Here is a 24,310-nt window from a genome sequence, read left to right on the forward strand (position 1 = left end):
TTAGGCAACTACACTTTTGTCAGCTTCTCTAAAAGCTCTCACTTTATCTAAAAACTGATTAGCTTCCGTAATATACCTTACAGCGAACTCCTCTGTAGGAGCAAATTTATTAATTTGATAGATGATATCAGAGAATGAAGCTCCTAAATCTAATTTACCACTTGCTACAAACTCTTTATCGAAATCACTAATGATACCCGCGTGTGTGTTTGTCTTTTTGTTTTCAGCCAACAAAATAGCTTTCGCGGAATTCACCAAAGAACTATATGCGTGGTAAATAGCACTTGAATACACCTTGTTGTTTAAAGCTTCCTGTGCATTTTCAATTTTTTCTTCACTTTCTAAGAACAAGGTTGCCACTAAATCAATCACAACACCTGCACACTCCCCAACACCAATCTCCTTTTCATATTTCTCTTCGTTACCCCAGTCGATAAAATCTTCTGGCGTTAAATTGGTCACATCCTGAAGATCGTTTAATAAATCGTAAAAGTAACGATCTCCGGTGGCTTTATAATACTCAATAAACGATTTTCCGTTGGCATTTGCTTCAAAATCGTCTAAAATTCGACGTAATGCCTCAGGCCCTCTACGGCTTGGTACTTTAACCACCTTATCTGCAAACAATCCATTACCGTCACCTAAATTTCCACCACCTAACAAAACCTGTAAGGCTGGTGCTACTAATTTATCTGGAGTACGAACGGACATCCCTTGAAAACCAATATTCGCCATATTGTGTTGTCCGCAGGCATTCATACATCCACTAATTTTAATCACAACATCATCGTTGTTTAAATACTGTGGATATTCTACTTTTATAACGCGCTCTAACTCATCAGCAATACCAGTACTACTCGCAATACCTAAATTACAGGTATCTGTTCCCGGACAAGCAGTGATATCTACAGCTTTATTATAACCTACTTCGGTAAAACCTAATTTTTCTAATTCGGTGTAGAAAAACGGCACTAAATCTTCCTTAACGAAAGGTATTACTATATTTTGACGCAGCGTTAAACGGATTTCTCCTGCGGCATATTTATCAACTAAATCAGCTAACAAACGCGCTTTATCCGTATAAAAATCACCTAAAAGCACTTTAATCCCTATCGCTACATACCCTTCCTGCTTTTGTGGAATAAGGTTTGTTGCCACCCATGTTTGGTATGCTTGTTCGTCTTTAATTTCAACCTTTGGCGCTTCAATTGAAACTGGTTTTGAATACTCATAAGCATCGGCATCAATAGCAACCGTTTTAAATTCAATCGCGTTTTGTTCTTCTTCTACTAAAGCTTTAAAAGCTTCTAAACCAATATCTTTAATTAAGAATTTCATACGTGCTTTGGCTCGGCTTTTTCGCTCACCATAACGATCAAAAATCCTCAAAACACCTTCCATAGTTGGAATAATTTTATCGCTTGGAAGAAAATCGTAAAGCAAATCGGCATGACGAGGTTGTGACCCAAGTCCGCCACCAATCATTACTTTAAATCCACAAACACCATTTTCAACTTTCGCAATAAAACCTAAATCGTGCATATAAGCCAATCCTGTATCTTCATCACTTGATGAAAACGACGCTTTAAATTTACGGCCCATTTCCTGACAAATCGGGTTACGTAAAAAGAATTTATACAATGCATCAGCATAAGGCGACACATCGAATGGTTCGTTTACGTCGATACCTGCTGTTTCACTTGCTGTTACATTACGAACGGTGTTACCACAAGCCTCTCTTAACGTTACATCGTCTTTTTCAAGTTCAGCCCAAAGCTCTGGTGTTCTGTTTAAATCGACATAGTGAATCTGGATATCCTGGCGCGTAGTAATATGTAAACGTCCACGAGAATACTCATCACTCACATCAGAAATTCTTCGTAACTGGTTGCTCTTTACTTTTCCGTAAGGTAATTTAATACGAATCATTTGCACGCCTTCCTGACGCTGACCGTAAACACCACGAGCTAAACGAAGACTCCTGAATTTCTCTTCATCTATATTTCCATTATTGAACAACTCAATCTTTCGAGCTAATTCAATAATATCCTTCTCTACAACTGGATTCTCTATTTCTGTTCTAAAACTTTGCATAACTTCATACCTGACCTTTCCGTTAAGAAAGAATTTTTATTTTTTTATTGAATAAATCCTGCGCCAACAGTATTATTAGATTGCGTATCAATTAAAATAAACGAACCGTTTGTTCGGTGGTTTTTAAATTGATCGTAAAAAATGGGTTTATTTAATTTAAAGGTTACCGAAGCAATATCGTTTACTTTTAATTCGGTAACATCCTTTTCTATTCCTGAATAATCAGGATGTATTTTATGATTGATACGATCTACCTTTGCTAACACTTTATTAACACCATGCTGAACTACATACTTGCCACCAGGCGTTAAATGCGTCGCATCCATCCAACATACATTAGCTGTAAATTGTTTATCGATAGTTGGCAAATCGTTTTCTTTAACAATCATATCGCCACGACTTACGTTTATATCGTCTTCTAAAGTGATGGTTACCGATGAACGTCTTGAAGCCGTTTCATATTTTTCGTTATAAAAGTAGATGTCTTTAATTTTCGATCTGGTTTTAGAAGGCAATACAATAACCTCATCGCCTACACTTAAATTACCACCATATACTTTTCCGGCGTAACCTCTGAAGTCATGAAACTCTTCAGTTTTTGGACGAATCACATACTGAACCGGGAAACGTGGTGTACCAACATTATAAATATCAGCTTTACTTAACTGCTCTAAATGCTCTAATAAAGCTTCACCTTTATACCAAGGCATTTTATCAGTCTTGTTAACAACGTTATCGCCTTTTAAAGCACTTACCGGAATAAATGTGATTTTCTGATCCTGATAATCGCGTTTACTCATTAAAGTTTCAAAATCGGCTTTGATTTTATTGTAAACCTCTTCGGAATAATCTACCAAATCCATTTTGTTAATAGCAACAACAATATCTTTAATTCGTAATAAATTATTGATAAAGAAGTGACGGTTGGTTTGTTCGATAACCCCTTTTCTTGCATCGATTAAAATGATAGAAGCCTGTGATGTTGATGCTCCCGTAACCATGTTTCGTGTATACTCAACATGACCTGGTGTATCGGCAATAATGTAGCTTTTCTTTTTTGTTGAAAAATAGATATGCGCTACATCGATAGTAATCCCTTGCTCCCTTTCTGCCACTAAACCATCGGTAGCTAACGAGAAATCTAAGTAATCGTATCCACGTTGTTTACTTGTTTTTTCTATAGCTTCTAACTTGTCGGTCGTTAATGATTTCGTATCGTAAAGAATGCGACCTATTAACGTACTCTTTCCGTCATCTACACTTCCTGCTGTTGCTATTTTTAATACTTCCATAAATATTTATGCTGTAACTAAAAACCTCGGTTTTTAGTTTAATTTTTAATTCGTTTTAAAGTTTTCTGTAGTAGTAGGTAAACTAATCTTTTAGAAGTACCCTTGTTGCTTACGTTTTTCCATCGCTGCTTCAGAACGTTTATCGTCGATACGTGCACCACGTTCTGAAATGGTACTTTCTCGAATTTCTTCTACCACTTTTGTTATGGTTGTTGCGTCAGATAACACTGCTGCCGTACAACTCATATCACCTACGGTTCTAAAACGTACTAACTCTTCAACAACCTCTTCATGATCATCTCTGTAAACGACTTCATCGTCTGCAGACCAAATCATACCATCTCTTAAAAAGACTTTACGTTTGTGCGCAAAGTAGATGGATGGAATTTCAATATTTTCTTCTTCGATATAAGACCAAACGTCTAACTCTGTCCAGTTTGAAATTGGGAACACACGAACGTTTTGACCTAAATCAATCTGACCATTTAACATATCGAATAACTCCGGACGTTGGTTTTTCTCATCCCACTGACCAAAATCATCACGTACTGAAAAAATACGCTCTTTAGCTCTGGCTTTTTCTTCATCACGGCGAGCTCCTCCAATACAAGCATCGAACTTAAATTCTTCAATAGCATCTAATAGCGTGGTAGTTTGCAATTGGTTTCTACTTGCGTAACGACCAGTTTCCTCTTTCACTTTTCCTTCATCTATAGAATCCTGAACATTTCTAACAATAAGTTCAAGGCCTAATTCCTTCACTAAACGGTCTCTAAATTCAATAGTTTCCGGAAAATTATGTCCGGTATCGATATGCATTAAAGGGAAAGGCACTTTTGCAGGGTAAAAAGCTTTAACAGCTAATCTTACCAAAGTAATTGAATCCTTTCCACCTGAGAATAATAAAACAGGGCGTTCGAACTGCGCTGCTACTTCTCTAATAATGTAAATCGCTTCGTTTTCTAATGAATTGATATTTGATGTGTCTTTGTTCATCGTAAATTTTTAATTTTTTTCTTAAGCATGTAAACCACACTCCCGGTTAGCTAATGCTTTAGTTGGATCGAAATATTTAAACTCGTTTGGTAAATTGTGGTCTTGCAAATAAGTGTCTAAATCGGCATCAGACCAATAATAGAACGGACTTACTTTTAAAACCCCATCTTTACTCACACTAAATATACCAATACTATCTCTAAATGCTGTTTGTCCCTGACGTAAATTTGTAAACCAAACTTTAGGTTTATGTTCTTCCATAGCACGTCTAAAAGGCTCCAACTTTACTTGTTCTGTAAATAAAGCGTGCTCAGGCGCATCGACGCTTGGTATCCCCATAACCACATCACGATGCGCAGCAGTTTGCTTCGGCACGTATAAAAACACGTTTAACTGTAAATCTTTAATCAACTGCTCGGCGTGCCTGTAGGTTTGTGGTGTATTATATCCGGTATCGCACCATACCACCGGAATTGATGACGCTTCCTGATTTACAGCATGTAAAATCGCTGCTTCATAAGGTCTGAAATTTGTGGTTACCACTGCTTCTTCGCTTAACTCTAAAGCTTTCTTAATAATTTCAGACGGTTTCGCGTCTTTATATAGATTATTTAGTTCCTGTAATGTATCTTCTGTAATCATAATATCTAGTTATTTACCCCATTTAATTGAATTCCAAATGCGCTCATGAAAAAAGTAAAGCACCATTTTAGTTACCAACTCTATAGAGCCTATCGAAAAGGCTAATGTTAATTCTCCGGTTACAATCCAAGAGATTAAAATAGTATCCAGAGTTCCTATCGTTCTCCAGCTTAAAGACTTTACTACACTCCTGATTGGCTTCTCAGAAGCTGCATCGGTTTTAAAGGTAGTTTTTTCTTTTTGATTTGAATTTGTTAACACTTGCTCAATCATTTTCTTACTATTTACATTACTCCTATCGATTTAATAGGAATTACAAAAGTAAAACATTATTTTACATAACAAAGAAGGTCATTCAACTTTTTCGAATAATTAAATATTTTATCCGTTTAACTGAAAAATATTTCTTAAAAGACTATAAAATTTTATGAATTATTATCTATTTAGAAAACGACAAATCTTCTAAAGTTGTGTTTTTAAACACATTAAGATTGCTGTCACGTACCTGAATCATGAGTTTATGTACACTACATTGCGCCTCATCAACACAATCGTCACATTTTTCATAGAAATTTAAACTCACACATGGCACCATAGCAATGGGGCCTTCCAAAACACGCATCACATCGGCCATGTTAATTTCAGAAGGCGTATGTCGTAAATAATACCCGCCGTGTTTTCCTTTTTTTGACCCTAACACTCCAGCTTTACGTAAGGTAAGAAGAATGCTTTCTAAGAATTTTTGAGGTATTTGCTCGCCTTTTGCAATTTCACCAACCTGTACAGGCACATCACCTTCTTGTCTGGCAATGAAAGTTAGCGCTTTTAATCCGTATTTTGTTTTCTTAGATAACATGGTGTAAATATAATTAATTAATTGAATCTAATAAACATCATGTCAAATTGCAAAAAAAATCAAACCTGACAACAATTGTTATCGTACACACCTCTAAAATTTAATGGATTTTTATACTTTTATAGTCTCTATAATAAACTATTATTAAAACATGATTAAAAATATTTTAAAGTCCTTAGCCTTACTATCGGTTATTTTAGTGCTGCAAAGCTATAATAACAATGATTCAAAACCCATAAAATCAATTAAAAAGATAGTAAAAGCAAGTGCTGAGCAGTACACGTTTATGAATAACAGCATCTACTCTAAGCTCAATACCAAACGCATGATGCCTAGAACCATTAAGAAAAATGGAGAAACAGGCTTAACCGGTATTTACGATTGGACTAGTGGATTTTACCCTGGATCGCTTTGGTATTTACACCTCTTAACCAATGACGCTAAATGGGAAAAACTTGCAACTGAATATACTGAGCGCTTAGACAGTGTACAATACTGGACAGAAAATCATGATATTGGTTTTATGATGGAGTGCAGCTATGGTAATGCTCTTAAAAAAGCCCCTTCAAAAGCCTACGACGACGTTATCGTACAAACTGCAAAATCTTTAGCAACACGCTTTCATCCTAAAGCAGGAATCATTCAATCATGGAATGCCAGTAAAAAATGGGGATGCCCGGTAATTGTTGATAACATGATGAATCTAGAATTACTATTCCATGCCACCAAAATTTCAGGAGATTCTACTTATTATACTATTGCGGTTTCTCATGCTAATGCAACCATGAAAAATCATTTCAGACCTGATTATTCTTCATACCATGTATTAAATTACAATCCTGAAACTGGTGAAGTTTTGGGTAAATATACACACCAAGGTTATGCAGACGATTCATCTTGGGCACGCGGTCAGGCTTGGGGACTTTATGGTTTCACTCTATGCTACAGAGAAACTAAAGACCCTAAATATTTAGAACAGGCTTTACATATTGCTGACTACATTAAAAATCACCCGAATTTACCAAAAGATAATATTCCGTATTGGGATTATAACGCTCCATTAAATAACGACACGCCTCGCGATGCTTCGGCAGCAGCCATAACAGCCTCAGCCTTATATGAGTTAGCTACCTTCTTAGACAAAAAAGAAAGTAAATTGTATAAAAATTTTGCAAATAGCATTATCAATTCCTTAAGTAGTCCAGCATATTTTGCTGAACCAACAACAAATAACGGATTCTTATTGAAACATTCTGTTGGAAGTCTTCCTCACAATTCAGAAATCGATGTGCCTTTAAATTACGCCGATTACTACTTTCTAGAAGCCCTTTACAGACAAAAAACATTAAAATAAAACATGAAAAAATCAATATTCTCCTTATTAATCCTTTTACTGTCAGTGCAACTTATTACCGCCCAAACTGACCGCGAACTTTGGGTTAATGAGTTAACCAAATTATCTGAACCCGTTTTAAACGCTTTGGCTAAAGACAAACTAAAAGCTACTATGCCTACCGAGCAAAGTAGTTTTGATTATGGCGATAGAAGTAATTTTGCTGGTTTAGAGGCTTTTGGTAGACTTATGGCTGGTATCGCACCTTGGTTAGAATTAGGTCCGGACAATACCAAAGAAGGAAAACTTCGAGAAAAATATATTGATCTCACCCGCAAAGCCATTCATAATGCGGTAAATCCTAAATCGAAAGATTATTTAAATTTTGATAAAGGCCCTCAACCATTAGTGGATGCCGCTTTTCTTGCTCAAGGATTTTTAAGAGCTCCGAAACAGTTATGGGAACCGCTTTCTAACGAGACCAAACAAATGGTAATTGATGCATTCAAAAAATCAAGAACTATTAAAAACGTACCTTATAATAACTGGTTACTATTTGCTGCTACAGTTGAAGCTTTTTTTGTGAAATTCACTAATGAAGCAGACTATTTACGTATTGAATACGCTCTAAACAAACATATGGAATGGTATGTTGGCGATGGGTTATATTCTGATGGAAAATATTACCACTGGGATTATTACAATTCATTCGTCATTCATCCAATGCTTATTGATGTAGTAACAACCATTAAAGAAGCCAATCATCCTTACAAAAGATTATATGATGATGTTATTAAACGCGCACAACGTTATGCTGAAATCTTAGAACGTCAGGTCTCGCCTGAAGGAACATATCCTGTGATTGGAAGATCATCTGTTTACAGATTTGGAAGTTTTCAATTATTATCGCAAATGGCACTTTTAGAACAACTTCCTAAAGAATTATCTGAAGGTCAGGTTCGTGGTGCATTAACCGCTGTTTTAAAACGCGTACTACAAGCCAAAGGCACCTATGACAAAAAAGGATGGTTACAATTAGGCGTTGTTGGATATCAGCCCAAAATGGCAGAGCCCTACATCAATACCGGAAGTTTATACTTAACCTCTTTAGGTTTTTTACCTTTAGGACTTCCTGAAAACCATTCTTTCTGGACATCAAAATCAGAACCTTGGAGCATGGTTAAAATCTGGGGTGGTAACGATTCTGTTGTACGTGATGCATATAAGAATTAAGCTAAACATGAATAAATAAAAAAGGCGTTACTCTAGAGTAACGCCTTTTTTATTTGACTTTTCGTCTGGTCTAATTATCCTAATGCCTGTTTTAAATCGGCAATAATATCATCTATATGTTCTAACCCTGCCGAAATACGTACCGAACCATCTGTAATACCAACAGCTACTTTTACTTCAGGCTCTACTTTGGCATGTGTAGTACTGGCCGGATGCGTCACTATCGTTCTGGTATCTCCTAGATTTGCCGATAACGAACACATTTTTATGTTGTCGAAAAATGAACGTCCACCTTCCACGCCGCCTTCCACTTCAAACGCCACGATACTTCCCCCTAAACGCATTTGCTTTTTAGCAATTTCATATTGTGGATGCGATTTTAAAAACGGATATTTCACCCATTTCACTTTTGGATGACTCTCTAAAAACTCTGCTATTTTCAGCGCATTTTCACAGTGCTTTTCTGTTCTTACAGCCAAGGTTTCCAAAGATTTTGATAATACCCAGGCATTAAAAGGACTCATTGCCGGACCTGTTAAACGTGAGAATAAATAAATTTCACGAATCAATTCCTTCTTACCAACAGCAACACCACCTAACACTCGACCTTGACCATCCATTAATTTCGTTGCCGAATGAATAACGATATCAGCGCCATGCTTAATTGGGTTTTGTAAATAAGGTGTCGCAAAGCAATTATCAATCACTAATAGAATGTTATGCTTTTTACAAATCGCACTTAAAAAGTCTAAATCTATAACATCCACACCTGGATTGGTAGGTGTTTCTGCATATAAAAACTTGGTATTTGGCCTGATTAAACTTTCAATAGTTTCTAGCTCATTAATATTAAAATAGGAACACTCAATATTCCATTTTGGGAAATACTTTGTGAATAACCCATGGGTTGCTCCAAAAACCGAACTACAAGACACCACATGGTCTCCGGCATCTAATAAGGTGGCAAATGTTGAAAACACAGCCGCCATACCACTGGCAAAAGCATAACCACTTTCAGCTCCCTCCATTAAACATACTTTCTCTACAAATTCGTTTACATTCGGGTTACTGTAACGGCTATATAAATCGCGTTGTTTCTCTTCTGCAAAAGACGCTCTCATTTCTTCGGCATCATCAAAAACAAATCCCGATGTTAAATACAAAGGAACTGAATGCTCTGAAAACTGAGTGGTTTCTGATTGCGTTCGTACTGCTAATGTTTCAAAATGTTTTTCTTGACTCATTTTTTAATATTTTCTTGTCATGAATACACAAATATCGTTATAAACATTTATATACTTTGACTAATTTACTTTTATAGGCTCCTGTTTAACAGGAACAACAAATTAATTCACGTGTTTCGATAATCTTAAAATATCTCCAAACACACCGCGGGCAGTTACCTCTGCTCCTGCTCCTGCTCCCTGAATCACGATGGGTTGTTCGCCATAAGACTCGGTAAAAATTTCAAAAATAGCATCCGAACCTTTTACATGACCAAGTGTACTATCTTCTGGAATAGATACTAATTTCACTTCTAAAACGCCTTTATCCTGAGATAAATCGCCCGACAAATCACCTACATAACGAAGTACATGATCTGGGTTTTGATTTTCTTTTATCTTTTGGAATTCAGCATCCAACACATTTAATTGTCCTAAAAATTCCTGAACTGAAATATCTCTATAGGCTTCTGGAATTAAATTTTGAACCGCGACATCTTCAAATTCATTTTTTAAATCTAACTCTCTGGCCAAAATCAATAATTTTCTTGCCACATCGTTTCCTGAAAAATCTTCGCGAGGATCTGGTTCTGTAAATCCTTTATCAATCGTTTCCTGAATAATTTCACTAAAAGGTTTATCCTGAACAGAGAAATTATTGAATAAATAACTCAAGGTTCCTGAAAAGACACCACGAATTCTGGTAATGTTTTCACCAGATTCATGTAGTAATTTAATGGTATCAATTAACGGTAAACCAGCACCAACTGTGGTCTCGTACAAATATTCTTTATTATGTGCTTTTAACTGCGTTCGTAAATCGGTATAGAATTTATTAGAAATGGTATTTGCAATTTTGTTAGACGAAACTAAATCGAAACCAGCTTCAACAAATGGCACATAATTATCATGAAAACTTGGACTCGCAGTATTATCAACTGCAATTAAGTTTTCCAAATGATTATTCTTTGCAAATGTAATAACATCCTGAATTGAACTTTCCAAAGGTGAATTTTCAATAGCTTCTTTCCAATTTTCACCAACGCCTTTTTTATCTAACAATAACTTTCTTGAATTTGCAATAGCGAATACATTTAAAAGCACTCCTTTACGTTTTTCAATCTCTTCCTTCGACTTTAGAATCTGATTGATTAAAGCACCTCCAACGCCACCGTGTCCAAAAATAGCGATGTTAATTTTCTTAGAAATTCCGAAGATTTCACCATGAATCACATTCATGGCTTTATGTAACTGGTTTTTCTTAACCACCAAACTCACGTTTTTCCCTGTTACCGTATTGTTGAAAAGTAACGGAGTTATCTGATTCCTAATTAAGGCGTTGAATGGTTTATGAAACGTACTCAACTCGATACCTATAATCGAAATTACGGAAACATCGTCAACAACACCAATCTTATTAACATCCTGTGAATAAAAGTCTTTTTCAAATTCCTTTTCTAAGGCTAAAACCGCATTTGTTGCCTGATCTGCGTTAATAATTAATCCTATTCCGCGCTCTGAAGACCCTTGAGAAATGATACTCACACTAATATCCTTATTGGCTAAAGCTCCAAAAATACGGGCATCGACACCACTTTTACCTAACAGTCCGCGGCCTTCTAAATTAATTAAAGCCACATCGTCTAAAACAGACAATGATGTTACTTCTTTAGAATTTGGCTTTGCCGTAATTAATGTACCTTCGTCATCAGCATTGAACGTATTTAAAATACGTAAGTTGATGTTTTTCTCAACCAACGGAATAATCGTTTTTGCGTGTAAAACGGTAGCACCAAAATTGGCTAACTCGTTCGCCTCACTAAACGACAATTCTCTTATTATTTTAGCATCCTCCACTAAATCTGGATTTGCCGTGTATATTCCGTTAACGTGCGTATAGTTTTGTAACTCTTCAGCATCTAAGAAATTTGCTAATAATGCTGCAGAATAATTACTTCCATTTCTTCCTAAAGTCGTGGTTTCGTTATTTTTATTTGAAGCAATAAATCCAGTTACGATATTCACCGTATCGCCAGGTGTTGCTTTATAAAAGTTTTTAACATTATCCTTTGACACTTGAGAAATTGGCTGTGCATTACCAAAAACATTATCGGTTTTAATAAGCTCTCTCGAATCTACAGCTGCAGCTTTGATGTTACGCTCGTTTAATAAACTTGCAATTAATTTCACTGAAAGTAATTCGCCTTGCGCCAGTACTTCATCTTTAGTTTTTTTGCTGTAATCACCAAGTAAACTTACGCCTTCAAACAACTTATCCAGCACCGCAAATTCTTTAGAAAAATCTATGTTTGGTAAAGGCTCAACCTGATACGTTTTAAAGGCTTTTAAATCAGACTTATAATCTTTTCCTTTTAATGCCTGTTCTAAAATAGACTCTAAATCGTCGGTTGCCGAACCACGTGCCGACACCACTACAGTAATCTTTTCGCCGTTAATAATTTTATTTTCTATGATAGAAATTACGGTATTTAATCCGTTTCCGTTTGCTAAAGATTTTCCTCCAAATTTTAATACTTTCATTCTTCTATTTTTAGAGTTTGGCACAAAAATGCCTTCTACTATTTTTTCTAATTGCTCGTATTCCATTAAAAAGGCATCATGCCCATGTACTGAATGGATTTCGTTATAAGTAACATTCGGGTTTGTAACTGCCAGTTGCTTGTGTGTTTGCCTGTTTTCTTCCGCCGTAAAAAACAAATCGGAATCGACCCCTACAATATGAATATTTCCGTGAATATTCTCTAACACATTAAAATCGGTTGGTCGGTTTTTTGTAACATCAATGGTTTTCAGCAACTGATTCATCAATTTATATGCTGAAAGCTGAAAACGTTCCTGTAATTTTTTACCGTGATGTAGCAACCAACTTTCTACATTAAAAATTTCTAATTCTTCATTTTTTGAACGCTGAAATCGCTCATTAAAAGATTCCGGCGTTCGGTAGCATAACATGGCGTGCATTCGTGCATCATGTACCGGATTTTTAGAATTGATTAAAAACTGCTCCTGAATCTGGCAATTTGCAATAAGCCAATCGGTCGATTTCCAATCGGTTGCTACCGGAATTAAATGCTCGGCAATATCAGGACTTAGCACTGCCATTTCCCAGGCAATACCACCTCCAAGAGAACCTCCAACAATAGCGAAAAGCTTATTTATATTTAATTCTTTTAATCCGATTAAAAACAGTTTGGCTATGTCCCTAGCCACGAAATCTTTATAGTTTTCAATCACAAAACCATCGTAACCATTTCCAGGAATGTTAAAGGCCAAAACAGTGTATAGGTTGGTATCGATAACTTTATCGTCGCCAACTAAGTCTTTCCACCAACCATCTTCTCCTGCAACATTACTGTTTCCGGTTAATGCGTGATTGATTAAAACCACAGGGGCAATCCCCAAAGCTTTACCAAAAACCTGGTAGCTTAGGCTTATTTTTGGGATTTCTATACCACTCTCGGTAGAATAGTTACTAATTGTAATATGTTGAAGGTTATTTTTCAATGTTATTGTTATTTAAATTTTGCTGAATGCTTCTTTTAAATCAGCTTTTAAATCATTTATATCTTCAATACCAACAGAAAGTCTAATTAAATCAGCCGTAACACCTGCTGATTCTTGTTCTTCCTCTGTTAACTGTTGGTGCGTGGTACTGGCCGGATGAATAATTAACGATTTGGTATCACCAATATTCGCTAATAATGAGAATAATTTTGAATTATCTGCAATGGCTTTTGCAGCTTCATAACCTCCCTTAGCTCCAAAAGTAACAATACCACTTTGCCCTTTTGATAAATATGTATCGGACAAGGCTTTATATTTACTAGACGCTAACCCAGGATAATTTACCCAAGCTACTTCATCTTGTTCTTCTAACCATTTTGCCAATTCTAAGGCATTTTCACTATGTTGCTTAATTCTAACAGGAAGTGTTTCTAAGCCTTGTAAAATTTGAAAGGCATTAAACGGACTCAAAGCACCACCGAAATCACGTAAGCCCTCTAAAATTAGTTTAAAAGTATATGAAGCAGTTCCCAAAGTTTCATAATATTTCAAACCATGATAACCTTCAGAAGGTTCGGTAAACTCTGGGAATTTCCCATTAGTCCAATCGAAAGTTCCTGCATCTATTATAGCTCCTCCTAACGACGTTCCTTGTCCGCCAATATATTTGGTCAATGAATGTATAACTATATTTGCTCCATGCTCGATTGGATTTAACAATGCTGGAGTTGCCACAGTATTATCAACAATAAAAGGCACTCCTGCCGCTTTAGCATGTACCGAAATAGCTTTTAAATCTAACACATCCAATTTAGGATTACCTAACGATTCCACGAAAAAGGCTCTTGTGTTATCTTGTACTGCCGAAGCAAAATTATCAGGGTTGTCGGCATCAACAAAAGTGGTTGTAATACCTAATCGTGGCAAAGTAACTTTCAATAAATTATAAGTTCCTCCGTACAAACTGCTAGAAGCTACAATATGATCTCCAGCTTTTAAAAGTGTTAATAACCCTGTTGAAATCGCCGAAGTTCCTGAAGCAAAAACTACTGCTCCCACACCACCTTCTAAAGCTGCTAAGCGTTCTTGTAAAATTTGATTAGTCGGGTTATTAAGTCGTGTGTAAATAAATCCAAGTTCTTTAAGCGAAAATAAATTTGCCGCATGATCGGAGTTATTAAACACATACGATGACGTTTGATAAATAGGAACAGCTCGCGTTCCGCCATTAGCTTTAAAATCGTGACCTGCGTGTAAAGCGTTAGTTGCAAATTTTTGTGTACTCATTTTTCTAATTTCTTTGAGTTAATAAATAATTAAAACAAAAGCCAAATGCATCAAAGCTGTTTGATGAACTTATTTAGAAAAATGTTAAAAAGAAATTTAAATTACATCTGTAATTTGTTTCGTTATCTATCCATAAGGTTCTAATAAGTAAATGTTAGAACTGGGTAGAATTTAGCACCTTCTTTACAGGTAAAGGGTTGCTAAGGCTTCAAAGGGTCTAATCCCTCCACCTTTCTTGATAACATTTCAATAAGAGTTTGAACTTTGTGTTTGCAAATATTCAATTAGAAATCGCAAAAAACCTAATTTTTTTGAATAAAATTTTAAAAAACTTTTAAATTAAGACTAAACTCAGCTTTTATTAGCGATTAAAACGCATGTCGTAAAACTTATTCCTAATAACTAAATCGATTGGTCGGTTTTGAATTTTCGATTCTAACCAGGAAATAATATCCAGATACAAAAACGCTCGACTTTGATGCGGATCGTTTTCGTATTGTTTTAATTTTTTATGAAGCTTAATAAATTCATTCTTCACTTCATGTGGATAAATATCGCCTAAGCCACGTAAGAACTTGATGAATTCCTTTTGCACCTCATATAAATCTTCCATTTTAATTAAAAACTTATAGGTACTTCGAATTAGCGTATCTAAGTTATAGTCCATACCTGCTTCATAATGTGCCACCAAATTCAAAATCCTTGAAAAACACAATAAGTCTTCACGCATTTGAAGCGATTTATTGCTAATGATTTTCTCTAAAAAGTAAATACATTTTTTGGTCTCACCGGCACCAAAATACATGCTGGCAATCTTATAATAAAACACCATAACATGATGTTCATCAATACGATCGCGATAGTTTTTAAGTTTATCCAACACCTCATCAACCAATGGCAATCCTTCTTTAAAACTCCCTTCTATAAAATGCAGATTGAATTTATTATTATAAATGTAGAGAAACGTTAAACCATCTACATTGTCGTCCATAGTAAACCACTTTTCTTTGGTGACTTGTTCCAGACGAATCAAGGTTTCTTTAAACTTTTCATAATGTCTTAAGTAAAATAACGCTTCTAAAAGATAATGATTTCCTCTTAAAAAGAATACCGGATTCAAAATCATCATATCCCTATTTTCATAGAACAAATCGACCCACTTGGTAGCGTATTTATAACTGGCTAAAAAATCGAGGGTTAAAAAACTATACCACAGGTTTGCTTTGTACAACCAAAGTTTTTCACGAAATCCCAGCTTGTTAATATCGTACTTAGGCATGCGCGCATTGTAGTATTTTATAATTCGAGCACTTTCCTTGGCATTTTTAACATAACCGGTTTTAAGAAACTGTCCATACAATTGAAGTGACAAGTTGGAAAGTTTACTGGCAATAACATTTTGCTGACTCAGTTCTTTAGCCTGAATAGCCAATTCGTCGGCACGGTTATTTAAACTTCGGGTGATGTATTGCGATTCTATAATTTTTTCAAACTCGACAATTTCGTAAGCCACATTTTTTTCTTCGTTGGCAATCGCCAGATTTTTAGCTTTATCCAGAATTTTTAAACTCTGTTTATACAAACCTTTATGATAGAGTATAGTTGCGAAATCTAATTGTTCACGAATTTGAATTCTTATGGTTTGGTGCGATGGGTTTAACCGCAGACTTATAAGAATCTGCTTGTATAAATGCGCCTTTAAATTGGATAACTGCTCTTTTTTCACCACACCTTTCTTCAAAATCGCGGCTTCATCATAAGCTGGCAGCTTTTCAAGGATATTAAAAAGGGTTAGAAATTTAGAATCTTCATTCACTCCTAATCGACCAACATAGAGCTTAAACTGGCGCTTTTCTGACTTTGAAAGCGACTTTACCAATACAAACAAATTATCTTTTTGTTCCTTTGTCATAGTTCTAAAAACAGTTTTAAAATACTGATTTACAACATTTTAACCAAATAGCCTTACAGTTAAACATCGTAAAAAAAAATCGACCAATTATCCTTTTCCAAAACCAAAGTATACATTCGTATTACAAAATGAAAATTTATTTTACTAAATGACTAATACGAACGTCCAAATTTTTGACACAACGCTTCGCGATGGCGAGCAAGTCCCAGGCTGTAAATTAAACACCGAACAAAAATTAATCATAGCAGAACAGCTGGATAATTTAGGTGTTGACATTATTGAAGCCGGTTTTCCTGTATCAAGTCCTGGCGATTTCAAATCGGTAGAAGCCATTTCTAAAATTGTAAAAAACGCTACAGTTTGTGGTTTAACACGCTCGGTTGAAAACGATATTAAAGTGGCTGTCGAAGCGCTAAAATACGCTAAAAAACCTAGAATTCACACTGGTATCGGAACTTCTGATTCACATATTAAATTTAAATTTAAATCGAATCAGGATGATATTATAGAACGTGCGGTAAAAGCGGTTAAATATGCTAAATCTTTTGTTGAAGATGTTGAGTTTTATGCTGAAGATGCCGGAAGAACTGACAATGCCTATTTAGCACGTGTTTGTGAAGAAGTGATCAAGGCTGGAGCTACTGTATTAAATATTCCGGATACTACAGGATATTGCTTACCAAGCGAGTATGGTGCAAAAATTAAATATTTAAAAGAAAACGTAAAAGGCATCGATAACGCTATTTTATCATGCCACTGTCACAATGATTTAGGTTTAGCAACAGCTAACTCTATTGAAGGCGTTATTAACGGAGCAAGACAAATTGAGTGTACCATTAATGGTATTGGTGAGCGTGCTGGAAATACGGCTTTAGAAGAAGTTGTTATGATTTTAAAACAGCACCCATACTTAAATCTTGACACCAATATTAAAACTGAAATGCTTTACGGCTTAAGTCAGTTGGTATCAGATAACATGGGTATTTACACACAACCAAACAAAGCTATTGTTGGAGCAAATGCTTTTGCCCACAGTTCGGGAATTCATCAGGATGGTGTGATTAAAAATCGTGAAACTTACGAAATTATTGACCCGAAAGATGTAGGAGTAACCGAATCTGCTATTGTACTTACTGCAAGAAGTGGTAGAGCTGCCTTAGCTTATAGAGCAAAAAACATTGGATATGAATTAACGAAACTTCAGTTAGATGAAATCTATCAGAATTTTTTAGATTTTGCCGATAAAAAGAAAGAAGTTGAAGACAACGACATTCATTATATTATAGAAAACAGCAGATTATACCGAGAAATCGTTTCTGCTTAATAACACATAGTTTATGAAATTAAATATAGCTGTTTTACCAGGTGATGGTGCAGGTCCGGAAGTTACAGCTCAAGCCGTAAAGGTCTTGAAAGCCATTGCTATGGAGTTTAATCACGTATTTAATTTTACCGAAGGTTTAATTGGTGCCACTGCCATAAACCAAACTGGCAACCCGCTACCCGAAGAAACCTTAGACTTATGTGAAAACGCAGATGCCGTTTTATTTGGAGCCATTGGAAACACCTCTTACGATTTAGACCCAAACGCCAAGATTAGACCTGAACAAGGCCTTTTAGGGTTGCGCAAATCGTTAGGATTATATACCAATATCAGACCCGTAATTGCTTACGAAGAGTTACTTAATAAATCGTCGCTTAAGAAAAAACAAATTAAGGATACCAATATTCTAATTTACAGAGAACTTACCGGCGGCATTTATTTTGGTGAAAAGTTATTAAGTGATGACGGAAATAAAGCCTCAGACATTTGCGAGTACAACCGCTTTGAAATTGAGCGCATTGCGCATTTAGCCTTCAAAGCTGCACAGTCCAGAAAACGTAAATTAGCATTGGTTGATAAAGCCAATGTATTGGAAAGTTCACGTTTATGGCGTAGAGTAGTACAAGAGTTAGCCCCACAATATCCCGACGTAACCGTAGACTATCTGTTTATTGATAATGCCGCTATGGAACTTATTATCAATCCAAGACAGTTTGATGTTATTTTAACCGAAAACATGTTTGGCGATATATTATCAGAAGAAGCCAGCGTTATTGTGGGATCTATAGGGTTATTAGCTTCGGCATCTATAGGCGAAAAACATGCCATGTTTGAACCTATTCACGGTGCATATACGAAAGGAGCCAATAAAGGCATTGCCAACCCTATAGCATCTATTTTATCGGCAGCCATGTTATTAGAACATTTTGGACTAGATGATGAAGCCGCATTGGTTAGAGAAGGTGTAGATAAATCTATTAAACTACACATTACAACGCCCGATTTAAATACGAAATACGATCATATAACCACCACTAAAGTAGGAGACTTCATCGAGGATTTTATTAATAATCCTGATGAGACCAACTTAAACTTTACCAACATACATTTAGGGCAGTCCACAATCATTTAATTACTTTGAGTTAGTCACCAAAATTAAAATTTTTGTAGTCCTTAAAAGCGCATAGTTACTATGCGCTTTTTTTAATTTTAACTATGCGCCTACTAAATATCTGGAATATTGTTTAAACACTTTCTTCGAAATGAAAACCGTAAATAAACTCAAGCTAACAGAGTAGAATAATAACAAAATGGTACCAGAAATAATATTCAGTGGTTCTATGGCTTCAATTTGTAACATAGATTTAAATAAAGGTAACGAAGTAAAGAGGATAAACCCATGCAAAAAATAAATGGCAAAAGAATCACGAGCTACTAAATCCAACCATCTCACTTGCTTATGTTCATATTTTTTAAAAAAAAATAAAATTAAAACCGTAAAACATAATTTTTGAACATAAAACAAAGACTCCTTTAAAGACACTTTCCCTAAATAATCAAGCTTATTAACATACAAATAGAATAACCCCACCGTACTTAAAAACGCTATCGAAAAAACGATATACTTATACTTTTTCAAAGCTGTTAATTTCTCATCTAGTGCTGCTCCTAACCACATCCCAAAGACATAAGCTCCAGTAAAATACAACATGGTTTCAATCTTTAAAATATACTCGTGCGCCATTTGAACTCTGGAAACCACAAGTGGCATTAAAACGATGATTAAGAATAAAACTTTGGTAAATCTGTTTCTATATTGTAACCAGTTTAAAACAGGTGTTACCAGATATAAAAACAGCAATACCGGAATATACCACATTACAAAATTAGCTTTTCCGTAAATTAAATTCTTTAGGGCAGCACTAAGATAAAATCCAAAATTATCAAGAAAGCCGTCATGACTTTTAAATTTTATTTTGATTAATGTGAAGATTAAAGTCAGAAAGAAATAAGGCAATAATACATACTTGAATTTACTCCCATAAAACCGCTTAAAACCTTTTGATTTTAAAACACTGGCAAACAACAACCCAGAAATAATGGCAAAATAAATGGTGCTATCGTGATAAAACACTTCACTAATCATCACCAACGGATAAGACTCATCGAACACGCCTTTTGCTCCAATGGCTGCCGCTGCAACAGCATGACCAAAAACAATAATTAATATGGCCAAGCCACGAAAACTATGCACATAACTTAAAAACGCACCATCACTTTTAGCCATAAGTTTTGAATTAACTAAAACAATATACGAAGCTTTTCTACTTATTAGACCGCCTCTATTAAATAAAAAATCACATTAAAAAGGAGGTTTCCTCTATAATGTGATTTCAATTTTTGTTTCAGTTAACACCGTTTACTTCGGGAATTTTTCTCGAATTTTATCTAAACATAAGTTGTGAATACTACCTTCGTGCGTGTGTTTTTTTGAGGTATCCGGCACATAAGTTCCGTCCTGAACCTGACCTCCAATTTTTTGATAAGCCTCTCTAAAAGTCTGACCTTCTACAACCAGCGTATTGATATTATCAACCGTAAATAAATATTTATACAACTCGCTGTGAATATCGACATCTTTAACAATCACTTGTTGAATAGAATAATTAAAGATATCCAGAATGTCTTTAATTTCTTCAAAGGCAGCAATCATGTTTTCCTTTAACAACTGAAAATCTCTGTGATAGCCACTTGGTAAATTATTAGTCACTAAAATCATTTCGGTTTGTAATGCCTGAATCTTGTTACACTTGCCGCGAATTAATTCGAATACATCCGGATTCTTTTTATGTGGCATGATGCTACTTCCGGTTGTTAATTCATCTGGAAAAGAAATAAAACCGAAATTCTGACTCATATACAAACAGGTATCCATAGCGAAACGCGCCATGGTATTTGCTAAACTTCCTAAGGCCGCCGAAATAGTACGTTCGTTTTTACCACGTCCCATTTGTGCCGCAACCACATTATATTTTAATGTAGCAAATTCCATTTCTTTAGTAGTAAATTCACGATCGATTGGGAATGAACTACCGTAACCGGCTGCAGATCCTAACGGATTTTGATCTACTGTTTTAATGGCTGCATCGATTAAAAACACATCGTCAATCATTTGCTCGGCATAAGCTGAAAACCACAACCCAAAAGACGATGGCATGGCTACCTGTAAATGTGTATACCCTGGTAACACCTTATCTTTATAAACCTCAGCCTGACTTAATAAGGTTTCAAAAAGTGTTTTCACCTTATCTCTAACTAAACCAAGATTTTCTTTGTAGTATAAATGACACGCTACTAAAACCTGATCGTTTCTTGAACGTGCCGTATGGATTTTTTTTCCAACGTCACCCAGATTTGCAGTCAGTTCATATTCTATTTTAGAATGCACATCTTCAAACTGAGCTTCAATAACAAACTCACCTGCTTCAATTTCATTTGCTAAAATATCTAAACCGCCTAATAGTTGCTCTAATTCAATCGTAGTTAAAATACCAATTCTATGGAGCATCTTGGCATGTGCTCTTGATGCTATAACATCGTATTTTGCAATGTGAATATCAATTTCTCTGTCGTTACCAACTGTAAACTGTTCTATTTTTTTATCGATTGATATCCCTTTATCCCAAAGTTTCATTTCGTAAATTTTTAATTCTTAAAAAATTAAAATCAAGAAAAAAGATCTCTTTGTTTTTAGACAAAAAACTTAAAATGTCTTGATTCTTTATTCTTGTTTCTCTATTCTATTTTACAATTACCCGATTCAACAGTTCAATGTAAATATCGATACCTTCTTCAATTTCGCTCAAATAAATAAATTCATCTGCCGAATGTGACCGCGTACTGTCACCTGGCCCTAATTTTAACGAGGGACAACTTAACACTGCCTGATCTGATAATGTTGGCGACCCATACGTTGTTCTTCCCATAGCCACACCTTCTTTAACTAATGGATGATCTACAGGAATACTTGATGAATTTAAGCGCAAGCTTCTTGGTTTAATGCTCGTACATGGCGACTGAGCTTGTAAAATTTCGGCAATTTCAGTATTGCTATAAGCATCGTTTACACGAACATCAATGACTAAATCCACATGACCAGGCACAACATTATGTTGTGATCCGGCATTAATTTGCGTTACCGTAAGTTTTACATCTCCTAAAGCCTCAGAAGTCTTTTCAAACTTAAAATCTTTAAACCATTGTAAGACTTCAATACTATTATAAATAGCATTATTATTGTTTGGATGTGCGGCATGACTTGGTGTTCCGGAAACTACAGCATCAAAAACCACCAGACCTTTTTCAGCAACAGCCAGATTCATTAAAGTAGGTTCGCCCACAATAGCCACATCTACTTCCGGAATAATAGGTAGCATGCTATTTAATCCGTTTGGACCACTGCTTTCCTCTTCCGCGGAAGCGACAATAACTAAGTTATATTTTAAATCTTCGGTATTATAAAAATACGTGAATGTGGCTATTAAAGACACCAAACATCCGCCGGCATCATTACTACCTAAACCATATAACTTTCCATCTTCAACTATGGCTTTAAACGGATCTTTTGTGTAAGCACTGTTAGGTTTTACGGTATCGTGATGCGAATTTAACAACAAGGTAGGCTTACTCTCATCGAAATGCTTATTTACCGCCCAAACATTGTTTTGAGTTCGTTTATAATCTATATCGTGACGTTTAAACCAATCTTCAATATGCAATGCGGTTTGATCTTCTTCCGAAGAAAAAGACTGAGTTTCTATTAATTGTTTTAATAGATGTATCGCATTGTTTTTTAACTCCTGTTGGGTCATATTATAATGTTATGGTTGTAAAATTATCATTTTCCTGTGTTAACATCGACGTATTTCCCATATTTATACTTGAAACACCATTATTAAGCGCGTCGAAACAATTCTCTAATTTGGGTAACATACCATCGGCTATAATACCTTGTTCAAGCAATTCGGCGTATAATTTGGTATCGATATGTTTAATTACGGAATTTTTGTCGTTAATATCTTCTAACACCCCATTTAATTCAAAACAATAGTTAATAGATGTTTCATACAATGCACTCATTCCAATAGCAATTTGTGAAGTAATGGTATCGGCATTTGTATTTAATAATTGCCCTTTACCGTCGTGCGTAATGGCACAGAAAACCGGGGTAAAATCGGCTTCTATTAACTTATTCACCGAATTATAATCCACAGATTTCACATCACCAACAAATCCGAAATCAACCTCCTTCACCGGACGTTTATCTGAAGTAATACTGTTCGCATCGGCTCCGGTTAATCCAATGGAATTAATACGTAAAGCTTGTAACTGAGCTACAATATTTTTATTCACCAAACCAGCGTAAACCATGGTAATCACCTCTAAAGTTTCGGCGTCGGTAATACGACGACCATTAACCATTTGAGATTCTATACCTAGTTTTGAAGCGATATGCGTGGCACGTTTACCACCACCATGCACTAAAATCTTCTTTCCTTCTAACCTTGAAAATAGTTTCAAAAAGGCTTCTAAAGCTGAAGCATCTTCAATTATGTTTCCGCCTATTTTTACTATGGATAGTTTTTCTTTAGGCATTCTCTAATATTTTTTTAAGAACTAATTGCGCCGCATAAGTTCTGTTATTGGCCTGCTGAATCACGATGGAGCTATCGCTATCTAAAACGGCATCTTCAACAATCACATTTCGTCTTACAGGCAAACAATGCATAAACTTAGCATCACCAATTTTTTCTTTCGTTATCATCCAATTTGGATCTGTATTAACTACTTTTCCGTAGTCTTCGTAACTACTCCAGTTTTTTACGTAAACAAAATCCGCATCTTTTAAAGCTTCCTCCTGATTGTGAATTACCGGTGTATCTCCAACAATATCGGGAGACAAGTTATACCCTTTGGGGTTTGTAATTACAAAATCGACATCCATTTTCTGCATGGCTTGGGTAAAACTATTGGCTACTGCATGCGGCAAAGCTTTAATATGTGGTGCCCAGCTTAACACGACTTTTGGCCTGTCTTTTTTCTTATATTCTGAAATGGTAATCGCATCGGTTAAGGCCTGTAATGGGTGTCCCGTAGCACTCTCCATATTTACCAACGGTACAGATGCGTATTTTTTAAAAGCATTTAACACCTCTTCGCTTTCATCTTTAGCTTTATCTGTTAATGTTGGAAAGGCTCTAACGGCTATCACATCACAATATTGTGAAATTACAGCTGCAGCTTCTTTAATATGTTCGGCTGTATTGCCATTCATCACGGTACCATCTCCAAACTCAATACCCCAGGCGTCTCCTGAAACATTCATTACAATAGGATTCATTCCTAAGTTTAATGCCGCCTTCTGAGTACTTAACCGCGTTCGTAAACTAGAATTAAAGAATAATAACCCAAGGGTTTTATTACGACCTAACTCTAAATGTTTTAACGGGTCTTTTTTTAAGGCTTTAGCGTCCTCAATCCAAGAATTGATGTCATCGATATCGTGTATGGAGGTGTAATGTTTCATTTGTCCT

The 24,310-nt window shown here is 35.6% G+C and carries 19 protein-coding genes and 1 riboswitch; of the genes, 4 read left to right on the forward strand and 15 right to left on the reverse strand.

Annotation, left to right across the window (positions count from 1 at the left end):
* The 6 genes from ICJ84_RS12065 to ICJ84_RS12090 form a co-directional block, all read right to left on the reverse strand.
* Positions 1–2,094: a HEPN domain-containing protein gene (locus ICJ84_RS12065; protein ID WP_188216661.1), complete on the reverse strand. Its 2,094-nt coding sequence runs from the start codon at positions 2,092–2,094 to the stop codon at positions 1–3.
* Positions 2,095–2,138: 44 nt separating this feature from the next.
* Positions 2,139–3,386 carry a sulfate adenylyltransferase subunit 1 gene (locus tag ICJ84_RS12070; protein WP_188216662.1) on the reverse strand — a complete coding sequence of 416 codons (1,248 nt, stop codon included), beginning with the start codon at positions 3,384–3,386 and terminating at the stop codon, positions 2,139–2,141.
* Positions 3,387–3,476: 90 nt separating this feature from the next.
* Complete coding sequence (gene cysD / locus ICJ84_RS12075) at positions 3,477–4,382, reverse strand: sulfate adenylyltransferase subunit CysD (protein ID WP_188216663.1); 906 nt, start codon at positions 4,380–4,382, stop codon at positions 3,477–3,479.
* 21 nt (positions 4,383–4,403) lie between these two features.
* Positions 4,404–5,024 (reverse strand): phosphoadenosine phosphosulfate reductase domain-containing protein, encoded by a 621-nt coding sequence (locus ICJ84_RS12080; protein WP_188216664.1) that lies wholly within the window; start codon positions 5,022–5,024, stop codon positions 4,404–4,406.
* A gap of 9 nt (positions 5,025–5,033) precedes the next feature.
* Positions 5,034–5,297, reverse strand: a complete 264-nt coding sequence (locus ICJ84_RS12085) for a DUF2061 domain-containing protein (RefSeq protein WP_188216665.1) — start codon at positions 5,295–5,297, stop codon at positions 5,034–5,036.
* A 166-nt stretch (positions 5,298–5,463) separates the two neighbouring features.
* The gene (locus ICJ84_RS12090; protein ID WP_188216666.1) at positions 5,464–5,880 is read right to left on the reverse strand and encodes an RrF2 family transcriptional regulator; all 417 of its coding nucleotides are present in this window, start codon (positions 5,878–5,880) and stop codon (positions 5,464–5,466) included.
* Positions 5,881–6,031: 151 nt separating this feature from the next.
* On the opposite strand from ICJ84_RS12090, the gene ICJ84_RS12095 reads away from it, so the two are divergent.
* Together ICJ84_RS12095 and ICJ84_RS12100 are read left to right on the forward strand one after the other, a co-directional pair.
* The gene (locus ICJ84_RS12095) at positions 6,032–7,234 is read left to right on the forward strand and encodes a glycoside hydrolase family 88 protein (protein ID WP_194408559.1); all 1,203 of its coding nucleotides are present in this window, start codon (positions 6,032–6,034) and stop codon (positions 7,232–7,234) included.
* A 3-nt stretch (positions 7,235–7,237) separates the two neighbouring features.
* Entirely contained in the window at positions 7,238–8,446 is a 1,209-nt protein-coding gene (locus ICJ84_RS12100) for a DUF2264 domain-containing protein (RefSeq protein ID WP_188216667.1), read from the forward strand.
* Positions 8,447–8,520: 74 nt separating this feature from the next.
* Here ICJ84_RS12100 and ICJ84_RS12105 read toward each other — a convergent pair whose 3' ends face one another.
* The 4 genes from ICJ84_RS12105 to ICJ84_RS12120 all read right to left on the reverse strand — a co-directional run bounded on the left by ICJ84_RS12105 (position 8,521) and on the right by ICJ84_RS12120 (position 16,393).
* Positions 8,521–9,690, reverse strand: coding sequence for a trans-sulfuration enzyme family protein (locus ICJ84_RS12105; protein WP_188216668.1), 1,170 nt, complete (start codon positions 9,688–9,690; stop codon positions 8,521–8,523).
* Positions 9,691–9,792: 102 nt separating this feature from the next.
* A complete protein-coding gene (gene thrA / locus ICJ84_RS12110) occupies positions 9,793–13,194 on the reverse strand; it encodes a bifunctional aspartate kinase/homoserine dehydrogenase I (protein WP_188216669.1) in 3,402 nt (1,133 codons plus the stop codon).
* A 12-nt stretch (positions 13,195–13,206) separates the two neighbouring features.
* The gene (locus ICJ84_RS12115; RefSeq protein WP_188216670.1) at positions 13,207–14,481 is read right to left on the reverse strand and encodes an O-acetylhomoserine aminocarboxypropyltransferase/cysteine synthase family protein; all 1,275 of its coding nucleotides are present in this window, start codon (positions 14,479–14,481) and stop codon (positions 13,207–13,209) included.
* Between the two features lie 119 nt (positions 14,482–14,600).
* Positions 14,601–14,726: riboswitch (SAM riboswitch) on the reverse strand.
* 116 nt (positions 14,727–14,842) lie between these two features.
* The gene (locus tag ICJ84_RS12120; protein ID WP_188216671.1) at positions 14,843–16,393 is read right to left on the reverse strand and encodes a hypothetical protein; all 1,551 of its coding nucleotides are present in this window, start codon (positions 16,391–16,393) and stop codon (positions 14,843–14,845) included.
* 148 nt (positions 16,394–16,541) lie between these two features.
* Here ICJ84_RS12120 and ICJ84_RS12125 point away from each other — a divergent pair, with 148 nt between their 5' ends.
* Together ICJ84_RS12125 and leuB are read left to right on the forward strand one after the other, a co-directional pair.
* Complete coding sequence (locus ICJ84_RS12125) at positions 16,542–17,717, forward strand: 2-isopropylmalate synthase (protein WP_188216672.1); 1,176 nt, start codon at positions 16,542–16,544, stop codon at positions 17,715–17,717.
* A gap of 13 nt (positions 17,718–17,730) precedes the next feature.
* Entirely contained in the window at positions 17,731–18,849 is a 1,119-nt protein-coding gene (gene leuB, locus ICJ84_RS12130) for a 3-isopropylmalate dehydrogenase (RefSeq protein WP_188216673.1), read from the forward strand.
* Between the two features lie 81 nt (positions 18,850–18,930).
* On the opposite strand, the gene ICJ84_RS12135 is transcribed toward leuB, so the two are convergent.
* The 5 genes from ICJ84_RS12135 to ICJ84_RS12155 form a co-directional block, all read right to left on the reverse strand.
* A complete protein-coding gene (locus ICJ84_RS12135; protein ID WP_188216674.1) occupies positions 18,931–20,004 on the reverse strand; it encodes an acyltransferase family protein in 1,074 nt (357 codons plus the stop codon).
* Positions 20,005–20,136: 132 nt separating this feature from the next.
* A complete protein-coding gene (gene argH, locus ICJ84_RS12140) occupies positions 20,137–21,411 on the reverse strand; it encodes an argininosuccinate lyase (protein ID WP_188216675.1) in 1,275 nt (424 codons plus the stop codon).
* A gap of 106 nt (positions 21,412–21,517) precedes the next feature.
* On the reverse strand, positions 21,518–22,588 hold the full coding sequence (locus tag ICJ84_RS12145) for a M20 family metallo-hydrolase (protein WP_188216676.1): 1,071 nt from the start codon (positions 22,586–22,588) through the stop codon (positions 21,518–21,520).
* 1 nt (position 22,589) lies between these two features.
* Positions 22,590–23,372, reverse strand: a complete 783-nt coding sequence (gene argB, locus ICJ84_RS12150) for an acetylglutamate kinase (protein ID WP_188216677.1) — start codon at positions 23,370–23,372, stop codon at positions 22,590–22,592.
* Complete coding sequence (locus ICJ84_RS12155; protein WP_188216678.1) at positions 23,365–24,303, reverse strand: N-acetylornithine carbamoyltransferase; 939 nt, start codon at positions 24,301–24,303, stop codon at positions 23,365–23,367. Before ICJ84_RS12155 ends, argB begins: the two co-directional genes overlap by 8 nt.
* Positions 24,304–24,310 lie beyond the last annotated feature (7 nt).

It is taken from the genome of Aestuariibaculum suncheonense (assembly GCF_014596935.1).
GTDB classification, from domain to species: domain Bacteria; phylum Bacteroidota; class Bacteroidia; order Flavobacteriales; family Flavobacteriaceae; genus Aestuariibaculum; species Aestuariibaculum suncheonense.

Bases quoted from the DNA above. Each gene is read 5' to 3' on its own strand.
- ICJ84_RS12105 (WP_188216668.1), bottom strand. From the start codon at position 9,690: ATGAGTCAAGAAAAACATTTTGAAACATTAGCAGTACGAACGCAATCA.
- ICJ84_RS12115 (WP_188216670.1), bottom strand. From the start codon at position 14,481: ATGAGTACACAAAAATTTGCAACTAACGCTTTACACGCAGGTCACGAT.
- argH (WP_188216675.1), bottom strand. From the start codon at position 21,411: ATGAAACTTTGGGATAAAGGGATATCAATCGATAAAAAAATAGAACAG.
- ICJ84_RS12070 (WP_188216662.1), bottom strand. From the start codon at position 3,386: ATGGAAGTATTAAAAATAGCAACAGCAGGAAGTGTAGATGACGGAAAG.
- ICJ84_RS12085 (WP_188216665.1), bottom strand. From the start codon at position 5,297: ATGATTGAGCAAGTGTTAACAAATTCAAATCAAAAAGAAAAAACTACC.
- ICJ84_RS12125 (WP_188216672.1), top strand. From the start codon at position 16,542: ATGACTAATACGAACGTCCAAATTTTTGACACAACGCTTCGCGATGGC.
- cysD (WP_188216663.1), bottom strand. From the start codon at position 4,382: ATGAACAAAGACACATCAAATATCAATTCATTAGAAAACGAAGCGATT.
- ICJ84_RS12095 (WP_194408559.1), top strand. From the start codon at position 6,032: ATGATTAAAAATATTTTAAAGTCCTTAGCCTTACTATCGGTTATTTTA.
- ICJ84_RS12100 (WP_188216667.1), top strand. From the start codon at position 7,238: ATGAAAAAATCAATATTCTCCTTATTAATCCTTTTACTGTCAGTGCAA.
- ICJ84_RS12065 (WP_188216661.1), bottom strand. From the start codon at position 2,094: ATGCAAAGTTTTAGAACAGAAATAGAGAATCCAGTTGTAGAGAAGGAT.
- ICJ84_RS12155 (WP_188216678.1), bottom strand. From the start codon at position 24,303: ATGAAACATTACACCTCCATACACGATATCGATGACATCAATTCTTGG.
- ICJ84_RS12145 (WP_188216676.1), bottom strand. From the start codon at position 22,588: ATGACCCAACAGGAGTTAAAAAACAATGCGATACATCTATTAAAACAA.
- ICJ84_RS12090 (WP_188216666.1), bottom strand. From the start codon at position 5,880: ATGTTATCTAAGAAAACAAAATACGGATTAAAAGCGCTAACTTTCATT.
- ICJ84_RS12135 (WP_188216674.1), bottom strand. From the start codon at position 20,004: ATGGCTAAAAGTGATGGTGCGTTTTTAAGTTATGTGCATAGTTTTCGT.
- leuB (WP_188216673.1), top strand. From the start codon at position 17,731: ATGAAATTAAATATAGCTGTTTTACCAGGTGATGGTGCAGGTCCGGAA.
- ICJ84_RS12080 (WP_188216664.1), bottom strand. From the start codon at position 5,024: ATGATTACAGAAGATACATTACAGGAACTAAATAATCTATATAAAGAC.
- argB (WP_188216677.1), bottom strand. From the start codon at position 23,372: ATGCCTAAAGAAAAACTATCCATAGTAAAAATAGGCGGAAACATAATT.
- ICJ84_RS12120 (WP_188216671.1), bottom strand. From the start codon at position 16,393: ATGACAAAGGAACAAAAAGATAATTTGTTTGTATTGGTAAAGTCGCTT.